10 protein-coding genes and 1 pseudogene are annotated in these 12,146 nt (G+C 56.4%); 8 read left to right on the top strand and 3 right to left on the bottom strand.

From position 1 onward, the window contains the following. Positions 1–51: 51 nt before the first annotated feature. Positions 52–315, bottom strand: coding sequence for a hypothetical protein (locus tag RHM65_RS12540; RefSeq protein ID WP_322165658.1), 264 nt, complete (start codon positions 313–315; stop codon positions 52–54). Positions 316–506: 191 nt separating this feature from the next. Here RHM65_RS12540 and RHM65_RS12535 point away from each other — a divergent pair, with 191 nt between their 5' ends. Both RHM65_RS12535 and RHM65_RS12530 read left to right on the top strand, forming a co-directional pair. Then, complete coding sequence (locus RHM65_RS12535) at positions 507–1,295, top strand: dienelactone hydrolase family protein (protein ID WP_322185240.1); 789 nt, start codon at positions 507–509, stop codon at positions 1,293–1,295. Positions 1,296–1,417: 122 nt separating this feature from the next. Continuing rightward, complete coding sequence (locus RHM65_RS12530; protein WP_322185238.1) at positions 1,418–2,146, top strand: 4'-phosphopantetheinyl transferase family protein; 729 nt, start codon at positions 1,418–1,420, stop codon at positions 2,144–2,146. Between the two features lies 1 nt (position 2,147). On the opposite strand, the gene RHM65_RS12525 is transcribed toward RHM65_RS12530, so the two are convergent. Together RHM65_RS12525 and RHM65_RS12520 are read right to left on the bottom strand one after the other, a co-directional pair. Then, positions 2,148–3,761 (bottom strand): ATP-binding protein, encoded by a 1,614-nt coding sequence (locus tag RHM65_RS12525; RefSeq protein WP_322185236.1) that lies wholly within the window; start codon positions 3,759–3,761, stop codon positions 2,148–2,150. A gap of 4 nt (positions 3,762–3,765) precedes the next feature. Beyond that, on the bottom strand, positions 3,766–4,518 hold the full coding sequence (locus RHM65_RS12520) for a response regulator (protein ID WP_322165662.1): 753 nt from the start codon (positions 4,516–4,518) through the stop codon (positions 3,766–3,768). Positions 4,519–5,227: 709 nt separating this feature from the next. On the opposite strand from RHM65_RS12520, the gene RHM65_RS12515 reads away from it, so the two are divergent. From RHM65_RS12515 to RHM65_RS12490, 6 genes and pseudogenes are all read left to right on the top strand, one after another. After that, a complete protein-coding gene (locus RHM65_RS12515) occupies positions 5,228–8,137 on the top strand; it encodes a ribonucleoside-diphosphate reductase subunit alpha (protein ID WP_322165663.1) in 2,910 nt (969 codons plus the stop codon). A 485-nt stretch (positions 8,138–8,622) separates the two neighbouring features. Further along, the gene (locus RHM65_RS12510) at positions 8,623–8,871 is read left to right on the top strand and encodes a hypothetical protein (RefSeq protein WP_322185234.1); all 249 of its coding nucleotides are present in this window, start codon (positions 8,623–8,625) and stop codon (positions 8,869–8,871) included. 13 nt (positions 8,872–8,884) lie between these two features. Continuing rightward, on the top strand, positions 8,885–9,154 hold the full coding sequence (locus tag RHM65_RS12505; RefSeq protein ID WP_322185232.1) for a hypothetical protein: 270 nt from the start codon (positions 8,885–8,887) through the stop codon (positions 9,152–9,154). Between the two features lie 120 nt (positions 9,155–9,274). Next, positions 9,275–9,445, top strand: coding sequence for a YhfG family protein (locus RHM65_RS12500; protein ID WP_322185230.1), 171 nt, complete (start codon positions 9,275–9,277; stop codon positions 9,443–9,445). Then, positions 9,445–10,038: pseudogene (locus RHM65_RS12495) on the top strand (Fic/DOC family protein). The gene RHM65_RS12500 and the pseudogene RHM65_RS12495 overlap by 1 nt, the downstream one beginning before the upstream one ends. A gap of 686 nt (positions 10,039–10,724) precedes the next feature. Next, the gene (locus RHM65_RS12490; protein ID WP_322165666.1) at positions 10,725–11,972 is read left to right on the top strand and encodes a ribonucleotide-diphosphate reductase subunit beta; all 1,248 of its coding nucleotides are present in this window, start codon (positions 10,725–10,727) and stop codon (positions 11,970–11,972) included. Positions 11,973–12,146: the final 174 nt, after the last annotated feature.

The raw sequence follows: 12,146 nt of genomic DNA, 5'->3' as shown, positions 1-12,146 counted from the left end.
CGCCAAGTGTGCGGTCTGGGCAAAAAATGTCCAGCGACAGTCTGTTAACAGTTAAAAGATATACGTCGGGCGATGCTTCGGATCGAAGCTGCCAAGCAACGCGGACGGGCTCACCTTAATGCCGTTGTGAGTGCCCGAAATGTTCCGAGTGGCTGAGTAATAGTGATATTCAGCGGTTTGCAAACCCGCGTTGCCTTTGTTGATTCGCTCACCAGCGTTGGCGCGCACCAGCGCACCGGGAAGGTTTTCAGCTTGCACAGCAGCGCTGCCGCCGAGAAAAGCTAATGCGAAAAACAGTTTGTTCAAGGTGAGCATCAGTAGGTCCTCTCGCGCCGGGCGCATTTGGGTACGCGGTCAGACTAATCACTGCGCCCTGAACCCACCCTGAACGTGCCCTGAACTTATCCTGAACGGATTCAGCCCAAGACAGTGCAGCACAATCGTCTAGGCTGTTTGACGGAGCGACGTCTTACACGCCTTTCATAAAAATCACAGGGGTATGAACCATGCGTTTATGGACAGCATTAGCAATGATGGGCCTTGCCAGCGTGGCCCAGGCCGAAGTAAAAACCCAAACCATCAACTATCAAAGCGGCGACGGCACCCAGCTCGTTGGTTATTACGCTTACGACGATGCGATCAAGGGTCAGCGCCCTGGCGTGCTGGTGGTGCATGAGTGGTGGGGCTTGAACGATTACGCCAAGGGCCGCGCTCGCGCGCTTGCCGCCTTGGGTTACAGCGCCATGGCCGTCGATATGTACGGCAAAGGCAAGAACACCGAGCACCCTAAAGACGCCATGACGTTCATGATGGCCGCGATGAAAAATAGCACCGCCGCCGCCCAGCGTTTTGACGCCGGGCTTGCGCAGTTGAAAAAACAACCCCAAACCGACCCGGCAAAAATTGCCGCGATCGGTTACTGCTTCGGCGGTGGCGTAGTGCTGGATGCGGCCCGTCGTGGCGAACCGTTGGTGGGCGTGGTGAGTTTCCACGGCATGCTGGCCACCAAGATACCGGCCACACCGGGCAGCATCAAAACCAAGATTCTGGTTGAGCATGGCAACGACGACACCATGGTCACACCGGACAGCGTCGTGGCCTTCAAGTCGGAAATGGACAACGCCGGGGTCGATTATAAGTTTGTCGGTATCGATGGCGCCAAACATGGCTTCAGCAACCCCGATGCGGACCGGCTGGGCAAGGGCAAAGACGCCCCGAACATCGCCTACGACAAAGCCGCCGATCAGAGTTCTTGGGCAGATATGCAGGCGTTCTTGAAAAAGGTGTTTGGTTAATTCTGTAGGAGACAACGTGTTGGCGAGAAGCTTGGCGCGGTCTGTCTGACACACCGCCTCGCCAACACGTTGGCTCCTACAGAGGTTGGGTGTCTCTACTTATCTGAGGCAAAATGCCGGGCATGAACCAGCCAACGACCCTCCCCGCCTGTTGCCCCGTATTAAACGCCCATTGGCTATTGCCTCGTGCCGTGCCCGGCGTGGTGATGGTCAGTGGCGGGTTTGATCCGCAGCGCCTGTTGGAGGGCGACTTCCAGCGCTGCACTATTGATTCCCCCGCCAGCATCCAGCGCTCCGTTGCTAAGCGTCAGGCCGAGTTTCTCGCCGGCCGGCTCTGCGCCCGGGAAGCGTTGCGGCGGCTGGATGGCCGTTATTATGTGCCGAGCATTGGCGAAGACCGCGCCCCCGTCTGGCCTGTGGATATCTGTGGTTCGATCACCCACAGCCATGGCTGGGCAGCGGCCATCGTCGGGCAGCGAGCACAGTGGCGTGGTCTTGGCATGGACATGGAAAATCTTCTCGACCGCGAACGCGCCCAGCGTCTGGCCGGGGAGATCCTTACCGCCGAAGAACTGCAGCGCATGGCTGCGGGCCCAGCCGAGCAGATTGCGTTGCTGGTGACCCTGACGTTTTCGGTGAAAGAAAGCCTGTTCAAAGCGCTCTACCCTCTGGTGCAAAAACGCTTTTACTTCGAAGACGCTCAATTGCTGGAGTGGTCAACCGACGGCAACGCTCGCCTGCGTTTGCTGGTGGATTTGTCCAGCCAATGGCGCAGCGGCTGCGAATTGGACGCCCAATTCAGCCTTCAGGACGGCCAACTGCTGAGCCTGGTCAGCATCGCAGCGAGTTGAATCAAGTTTTGCCCTGCTGACGTGGCCACGCGAGACTGAAACAGGCGCCGCCCAGGTTCGCGCTGTTACCAATCAGCGCCCGGCCGCCGTGCCAGTGGATAATCCGCCGCACAATCGACAACCCAAGCCCATGGCCACCTGAGGCTCGGGTACGGCTGTCATCCAACCGCATGAACGGGGTGAAAATTCGTTCCCAAGCGCTCTCCGGGACCCCGGGACCGTCGTCCTCAATATCGATGCGGCAGCGCACCGGCCCCACGTGGTAACTGACACTGACCTGAGTTTCCGCGTGGCGCATGGCGTTGCTCACCAGATTTTGTAGGGCACGGTGCAGATAACGCGGCTCGGCCTCGACCCAGGCGCCGTCGTTATCGGCCGACGTGAGGCATTGGCCGCGACTCACGGTGACGTTGGCGCGCAAGGGCGCCAGTTCGGCGATCACCTGATCGACCAACGCGTCCAGATCGATGCGCTGAAAGTTCAAGGTCGGCGAACCCTGCTCTAACCGCGCATAGGTCAGCATCTCGTCCACCAGCTTGTCGAGGTCCTGAATATCGCTGTCCATACCGACCCGGTACTTATCCCGCGCCTCATCGGTGGTGGCTTCGCCGATCATCTCCAAACCAAAGCGCAAGCGGGCCACTGGCGTACGCAACTCGTGGGAGACCGCGCGCACCAACTCTCGCTGCATGGTCAATGACCGCTGTAAATGCTCAGCCATGCCATTGAACGCCGATGCCAATCGCCCGACTGAATCCGCACCCGACGGCGGCACACGGGTTTCCAGGCTGCCTTTGGCAATACGCGTGACGGCGGCTTCCAACCCAAGTAAACGCCGCTCGAGGCGACGCACCAGCAAGTACACCACCAGACCGATCAAACACAGGCCCAGAAAGCCGATCAACACCAACAACTCAGGGGGATAAGGATTCATCTGGTACAGCGGGCCGATTTCCAGCACCCACGGCGTGTTGACCATGCCGGCGAATACACGAATAGAATCGCCGCCCTTGCCCAGCGCCATCACCGTGTCGCCTTCGTTGACCCGTCGACGCTGATCGTCGTCGACATCGGCCTTATCGAGACGGATCAAACGCAGGTCAAAGCCGAAACCTTTTTCCAGCTTCAGGGCATCCAAACGTCGCGGTTGCTCTTCAACGGGAACCCGCACTAATTCGTCGATCAACAGGTAAATCGTTGCTCGAGCTAACTGCTCGCTGATTTGCTGCACTTCGCCGCTTAACACCAGCGGCTCGGTATCGCTGCCGACCAAGCTATACACCTTGGCCGCGTGGGGTCCGGTCTGCTCGACCACCACTTGGCCGCGCAACAGGCGGCTTCGGTCGCCGCTGTCTAGGGGGGTGTCATTAACGGCTCGCAGCTCTAACGGAATCCCCATCAACCGCTCCCACGCAATCAATGCCCGCTGGCGATCAATGGCGATCATCGGCTTCAAGTTATCGGCCATCAACGTGAACGTGCCGTGGGCAAGTTGCTCACGGTATTGTGAGCCGCGCACCTGGTTGACCAAATGCAGGGTCAGGACACCCAGCAAGGCCACCAGCACCAACACGCCCAGCATGCCGCCATAAATACGCAGGAAAATGGAGTTCATGGCGTCAGAGGTTCATCACGTAGCACGTCGGGTCTTGCGCGGCTTCTGGGACAAACAGATAGCCTTTGCTGCGGATAGTCTTGATCAGGCGTGGATGAATCGGGTCGTCGCCGATCTTCGGGCGAATCCGCGAAATACGTACATCGATAGACCGATCTTGGCCGTCGTAGCCGATCCCGCGCAGTGCGGTAAAAATTTCTTCCCGGGACAAAATGCGCCCGGCGTTGGCCACCAGCAGCCAGAGCAAATCGAACTCGGCGCTGGTCAATTCGATGCTGCTGTCGCCCAGCCAGGCTTCGCGTAAGGCGTTATCAACGACCAAAGGCCCAAACACCAGGCGCCGTGGTTTTTCTTCGGGTTTGAGGAGGGACTCTGGCTCAACCGCTTCGCTGCGCCGCAACAACGCATGAATCCGCGCCAACAGCACACGCGGGTGCACCGGTTTGCAGACGAAATCGTCGGCGCCCATGTCCAGGCCCTGGATTTGATCGGTGTCATCGGTGCGCGCGGTGAGCATCAGGATCGGCCCGTCGTATTGATGGCGGACCCGACGGCAAATGCTCAGGCCGTCTTCCCCAGGCAACATCAGGTCGAGAATGACCAGGTCCGGCTGCTCGGCGATAATTCGCGCCACCGCCAAGGCGCCATCACCTTCAATCGTAACCTGCAGGCCATTGCCCTGCAGGTAATCACGGGTCAGTTCAGCCAGACGTTGATCGTCCTCGACAATCAGCACCTGCCAGGCTTCTTGTTCCACGGGTAACCTCTTGTGCCATTGTTCTTATTAATAGAGACAGCGTGCGAATCGGGCGTCAGAGCGCCGGTGATCGACGGCGAGTTTAGCAACAGCTCGCACTAAGCACACGACATGCCAATTTGCACTCAAAATCGGTGTTTTTCGTGATCGAGTTCGCGCCCGCAAAAAGCTGTTCAGGACGTAAAAAACAGTGACAGACGGTTGAGTCCAGCAGTTTCGCGGCCTACACGGGTTTTCCCGATTTCATACATGATTTACCCACAGATTTATCCACAGGGGCTCGTTGCAATTGAGCCCCAAAACGCTTTATCTTGTAGCTCGGCGCGAAAAAAACCCTACATGTAGCGTTTACCGCCTAAAACCAGACACAACTCAATCGAGAATTTCAAGCAGTTTTCTTGTGTTGGTTTGGTTGAGATTCATCATTTTCCAGTACGCCAAACCACTCAAGTGAATGGCGGCCGCTCTACCTCAACACTCGGGGCAATTCGGCACACGTGTTGCAACAAATGACGAGCATCCTACATTCGATTTCTGGTAGCGGGCATTGACCCGAAACCTACGACTTCAAAGCCAGGGAATGGCGGCAAAAGCCTTCCTTATCCGTTTTGAAGTCTTTCCAGCCGACGCTTGTCGGTTGACTGCCTCAACACGGAACGGTGGGCACGTATTCAGTGCCCAAACAAACATAGAGAACGTGGAGACACCCATGCAAACAGACACAACTCGCGAGAATTCGCCGACCAATGCGCCGCTTGCCGACCAGTCCCATCAGGATTTGTCCGCCACGGCCCCGGGTCAGCTGCGCGTGATCAAGCGCAACGGCACTGTCGTTCCTTATACCGATGACAAAATCACCGTCGCCATCACCAAAGCGTTCCTCGCAGTTGAAGGCGGCACCGCTGCTGCCTCGTCGCGTATACATGACACCGTTGCACGCCTGACTGAACAGGTCAGCACCACGTTCAAACGCCGTATGCCTTCGGGCGGCACTATCCACATTGAAGAAATCCAGGATCAGGTCGAATTGGCCCTGATGCGCGCCGGCGAACAGAAAGTCGCCCGTGACTATGTGATCTACCGTGATTCCCGCGCCAAAGAACGTGCCGTTCGCTCCACGGATGAGTCAGTACAGGCGCACCCTTCGATTCGCATCACCCGCGCCGACGGCAGCCTTGCTCCGCTGGACATGGGCCGCTTGAACACGATCGTCACCGAGGCCTGCGAAGGTCTGGCGGAAGTGGACGCGAACCTGATTCAAAGCGAAACCCTGAAAAACCTGTACGACGGCGTCGCGCTGAAAGACGTCAACACCGCCTTGGTGATGACCGCGCGGACCTTGGTAGAACGTGAGCCCAACTACTCGTTCGTGACCGCTCGCCTGCTGATGGACACCTTGCGTGCCGAAGGCTTGAGCTTCCTGGAAGTGGCCGACAGCGCCACTCACCACGAAATGGTCGACCTGTACGCCAAAGCCCTGCCGTCCTACATCGCGAAAGGCATTCAGTTCGATTTGCTGAACCCGATCCTCGCATCCTTCGACCTGGAAAAACTGGGCAAGGCGATCAACCACGAGCGCGATCAGCAGTTCACCTACCTGGGCCTGCAAACCCTGTACGACCGTTACTTCATCCACAAGGATGGCGTGCGTTTCGAATTGCCGCAGATTTTCTTCATGCGCGTGGCCATGGGCCTGGCAATTGAAGAAAAGAACAAAGAAGACCGTGCCATCGAGTTCTACAACTTGTTGTCGTCGTTCGACTACATGTCGTCGACCCCAACCTTGTTCAACGCCGGCACTCAGCGTCCACAGCTTTCCAGCTGCTACCTGACCACCGTTCCAGATGACCTGTCGGGCATTTACCACGCCATCCACGACAACGCCATGCTCTCCAAATTCGCGGGCGGTCTGGGTAACGACTGGACGCCGGTTCGCGCGCTGGGCTCTTACATCAAGGGCACCAACGGCAAATCCCAAGGCGTTGTGCCGTTCCTCAAAGTCGTGAACGACACCGCTGTTGCAGTTAACCAGGGCGGCAAACGCAAAGGCGCGGTCTGTGCCTACCTGGAAACCTGGCACATGGACATCGAAGAGTTCATCGAGCTGCGCAAGAATACCGGTGATGATCGTCGTCGTACCCACGACATGAACACTGCCAACTGGATCCCTGACCTGTTCATGAAGCGCGTCTTCGATGACGGCCCGTGGACCCTGTTCTCGCCGTCCGAAGTACCGGATTTGCACGACCTGACCGGTAAAGCCTTCCAGGAACGTTACGAGTATTACGAAGCGCTGACCCAGTACGGCAACAACATCAAGCTGTTCAAGACCATCCAGGCCAAAGACCTGTGGCGCAAGATGCTCTCGATGCTGTTCGAAACCGGCCACCCTTGGTTGACCTTCAAAGACCCGTGCAACCTGCGCAGCCCGCAGCAGCACGTCGGCGTGGTTCACAGCTCGAACCTGTGCACTGAAATCACCTTGAACACCAACAAGGACGAAATCGCTGTTTGTAACCTGGGCTCGATCAACCTGCCGAACCACATCGTGGACGGCAAGCTGGACACCACCAAGCTCAAGCGCACCATCGACACCGCCGTTCGCATGCTCGACAACGTGATCGACATCAACTACTACTCGGTGCCGCAAGCCCGTAACTCGAACCTCAAACACCGTCCAGTTGGCTTGGGCATCATGGGCTTCCAGGACGCGCTGTACCTGCAGCACCTGCCGTACGGTTCCGACGCTGCCGTCGAGTTTGCCGACCGTTCGATGGAAGCTGTCAGCTATTACGCGATCCAGGCTTCTTGCGACTTGGCCGACGAGCGCGGCGCTTACGAGACGTTCCCAGGCTCGTTGTGGTCCAAAGGTATTCTGCCGCTGGATTCGCAACAGATCCTGATCGAACAGCGTGGCCAGAAGTACATCGACGTTGACCTGAACGAAACCCTGGATTGGGCGCCAGTACGTGCCCGCGTCCAGAAAGGTATTCGTAACTCCAACATCATGGCCATCGCACCGACCGCGACCATCGCCAACATCACTGGCGTATCGCAGTCCATCGAACCGACCTATCAAAACCTGTACGTGAAATCGAACCTTTCTGGCGAGTTCACCGTGATCAACCCGTACCTGGTTCGCGACCTCAAAGCTCGCAACTTGTGGGACTCGGTCATGATCAACGACCTGAAGTACTACGACGGTTCCGTACAGCAAATCGAGCGCATCCCGCAGGAGCTTAAAGAGCTGTACGCCACTGCGTTCGAAGTTGAAACCAAGTGGATCGTCGACGCGGCCAGCCGCCGTCAAAAGTGGATCGACCAGGCTCAATCACTGAACCTGTACATCGCTGGCGCATCGGGTAAGAAACTCGACGTGACCTACCGCATGGCTTGGTACCGTGGCCTGAAAACCACCTACTACCTCCGTGCCCTGGCCGCGACCAGCACCGAGAAGTCGACCATCAGCACCAGCAAGCTCAACGCAGTGTCGAGCGGCAACCACGGCGATGACTCGATTCTGGCGGCACCAAAGCCATCAGAATTCACCTCCGCCGGCCCAGCGCCAGTGCCTAAAGCCTGCTCGATTGATGAGCCGGATTGCGAGGCTTGCCAGTAAGTGATTGCTGGAGAGCAACCCACGCTGCGGCGTAGGTATGCAGCCCTTTTGACGTTCCGCGTTACTAAAAGCTAACGCGGACCGTCAAGAAATGCATTAACACCCAAAGCGTGGAAGCGATCAGCAAAAGCACAGAGCTATATCCCTGAGTAACGGAGAGAAGAAAATAATCAGAAAGTTTTAGGGAGAAAGGAAGGCCGGAAAGGGAAAGAGGCGATCGACAGCAATTTACAGTAGGCCTACGCACTAACTTTCTAGAGTGGTGAGTGGTTAGGCAAAAATTGTGTCGTTTTAGAAAGGTAAAAGCTCGCGGGCGATTGCGCAAAAGTTGTGGAGACCTATCGCAATTACCCGCGCCACTAAAACCAAACAGATGCGAAAGGCCCTAGGGGTGTGCATTGAGCCAAATACTGACGTCATCGTCAATGGCTCTCTGCTCAGCGGTCCCCGAAGGCATGAATAATTCATGAACGGAGAATCGCTACATGGTAACCAACACCAAAGCTACATCCCAAAAAGTTGCGCAGCTCGCTTCGGAGACGTTGCGCGACCCCAAAGCATCGGCCATTTCGAAAACATTGGCCGCTTCTGCGTTAGCGCAAGCCCACACTGGAAAGCAGACCGGCGCTAATATGGAGCACATTGCTAGCAAGGTGCTGCAGAGCGAGAAATATAGCGACACCAGCAAAACTCTTGCTGGCTCACTGCTATCTCAATCCAACAAAGATCGCTGAGGTGGGATAAACCATGGAAATTAATGTGGCTCACATCAGAGAACGTTCTACTACCGGCGGGTGGATTGACTTCGCAGTATTCGACGCAAAATCCACCAACGGAAATGATGACGGCCTTTTGGCGCAATTGACCCAAGCTGCAAGGCTTGCGGGTCTTAAAGTAGATCAATCCGCTCTAGCGTTTGACTCAGGAGGCCGAACTCGTTTCTACGGCTCCAAGCACCTTGTGGACCATCTCGCAAGAATCGGGTTGCCACACTGGACACATAAAATTGATTGGTAGATGACTGTACGTCCTTGGGCCTCGACTAAGTCGGGGCCCTTTTGCAATCGTTCCCACGCGTCGCTGTGCGCCTATCCTTTCCGCTAAAATAAGCGACTTTCGACCACGAACGCCGCAGCCATGCCTACCCCCTCCCTTGATGCAAAAAAAGCCTACTGCGCTAAAACGCGCAAATCCAACTACGCAGCCAGCCTGCGCCTCGAAGGTTTCGACAGCACCCCGCTGGACGCCGATCGCACGCTTCAATCCCGTGAAGAACTGCTGAAAACCTACCGCAACAAATCGGCCTGATGCTCGACAAATACGGTGCTGGCCAGACCCTTACTGTATCCGGGTACGGCGGTTCGTATTCGTCTCGACGTTTGCGACGACTACGTCCTGTCAGAAGCAGAACGTGCCCTTTCTGAAGTTGCCGCCGAGGCCATTGAGTTTGCCTCGCCACCTTACGATCTCGCCTACCTCCAGAGTATCCACCAACGCCTGTTCGCCGATCTCTACGAATGGGCTGGAGAACTGCGCACGGTCGACATCTCGAAAGACGAAACCCATTTCTGCACGACCAGCCGCATCGAACCCGAAGCACGAAAACTGTTCGATAGGTTAGCCAAAGCCAATTAGTTTCAGGACCTGGATCGCTCAAATTTGATCCGCGCCGCCGCCGAACTTTTCGATGATCTCAACGTTGTTCACCCGCTCCGCGAGGGCAACGGTCAGGCGCAACGGATTTTGTTCGAGCACATCATCGTGAATGCGGGCTACGAAATCAGTTGGCGGCCCGTGGACGCGGTGAATGGGCCCAAGCGAATATGGATGCAGTAATATGCGATTACACGGCGCTGACGAGGGTGTTTGGGCGGTGTGTTGGGCAACCGATTAGCGGCTGATCTGCAAGCGCAGAAATGTATGCGTTGCTAACAATTTATGAGCGCTTTATAGGCGCCATTACCATCGGTCAGATGCCGTCGTTCGAACCTCAAAAACCGTCAGTCATTCCGTCTTAGCGCCCCCCAAGTGATACGGGGGCTTTCACCGAAAATGCGCCTGCTAATGCCGTTCTGAAAACCTGATCCACGTCACACATAGCGCGTGGCGACAGAAATACGTTGTTGCAAGACCAGCCAAAAAACCTATATCGTGTGTCTCGAAACGGCAAGAAACACTACATAGGCGATTTAATACCCTGCACCACCGTCTATGCGTCAAGAACTAAATGAATAGCGCTCATAAATCAAAACGTTAGCCGATACGAAGGACAGATTGGTCGCAAGACACACGTACGATGCAAATTTCCGTATAATCGGGTCCCTCAACCAAGGACAAAAACATGACCACCTGCGATCACCAAGCCGACGTGATTTACTCGGCGCCAGTACGCACGTTCCGTCAGCGTTTTACTGCCCTCACGTGCAGCGGCCCTAGCTCCAAATAGCGGCTCACACCTATCCCGAACAATCTAGAAATTCCGAGAGTACCCTCTCAACTTTTGTACTGCCTGCGTGTTTCAACTGCGGCAAATACTATTAATCCAACCGGTCGCCGAGCGCGACCCTCGAGCAGGAGCCTGACTACCATGCTGAACTGGGATGAATTCCATAAAGAAGACGGCGAAACCGCCGCACGCGCGACCAACGCCGGTCACGCCAACGAAGCCAACATGGACCGCCTCGACAGCGCCGGTGGCGCCGCCGCACTCGAAGCCCGTGCCGTCACTTCCAACGACTCGGCCGCGATCATTCGCGCCAAGGCCGCTCTAGACAGCCTCGACGTCGCCGAAGGTCTGGCTGAACTCGAAGGCACCAGCGCCCGCGTTGCCGTTGACGAAAAAATGATGATCAACTGCCGCGCCGACCTGAACCAACTCGTGCCGTTCAAGTACGACTGGGCCTGGCAGAAATACCTCGACGGCTGCGCCAACCACTGGATGCCGCAAGAGGTCAACATGACCGCCGACATCGCTGTATGGCGCGATCCGGAAGGCTTGACCGACGACGAACGCCGCATTGTGATGCGCAACCTTGGCTTCTTCTCCACCGCCGACTCCCTGGTTGCCAACAACCTGGTGCTGGCCGTTTATCGCCTGATCACCAACCCGGAATGCCGCCAGTACATCCTGCGCCAAGCCTTCGAAGAAGCGATCCACACCCACGCTTACCAGTACTGCATCGAGTCACTGGGCATGGACGAAGGCGAGATCTTCAACATGTACCACGAGATTCCATCGGTCGCCAAAAAGGCAGCCTGGGGCCTCAAGTACACCCGCTCGATCTCCGATCCGAAGTTCGAAACCGGCACCGTCGACACCGACAAAGAACTGCTGCGCAACCTGATCGCCTACTACTGCGTACTGGAAGGCATCTTCTTCTACTGCGGCTTCACCCAAATCCTCTCCATGGGCCGCCGCAACAAAATGACCGGCGTCGCCGAGCAGTTCCAATACATCCTGCGCGACGAATCCATGCACCTGAACTTCGGCATCGACGTGATCAACCAGATCAAAATCGAAAACCCACATTTGTGGGACGCTGAGATGAAGGAAGAGGCCTCGCAGATGATTCTGCAGGGTACTCAGCTAGAAATCGAATACGCACGGGATACCATGCCCCGCGGCGTGCTGGGCATGAACGCGGCGATGATGGAGGACTACCTCAAGTTTATTGCTAACCGTCGTTTGAGCCAGATTGGGTTGAAGGAAGAGTATCCAGGGACGACTAACCCGTTCCCTTGGATGAGCGAGATTATGGATTTGAAGAAAGAGAAGAATTTCTTTGAGACTAGGGTTATTGAGTATCAGACGGGTGGGGCATTGAGCTGGGATTGAGTCTCGGCTGATTGCTTAGCGGATGTTTGACATTGAAAAGCCAGGGGCAGTGATGCTTCCTGGCTTTTTTGTTGGGGTTAGCTGATCAGGTGGCTTTGTTATGGGGTAGCTCCCAAACTGCTGCCAATAAGGCAGCAATTGAAGCCTAAACGGCAGCAGTCTTCAGGGCACTTC

The organism is Pseudomonas sp. CCI4.2, assembly GCF_034350045.1.
Classification (GTDB): Bacteria; Pseudomonadota; Gammaproteobacteria; order Pseudomonadales; family Pseudomonadaceae; genus Aquipseudomonas.
The sequence above is the reverse complement of the archived record's forward strand: the minus strand, read 5'-3'. Positions and strand labels throughout refer to the sequence as shown.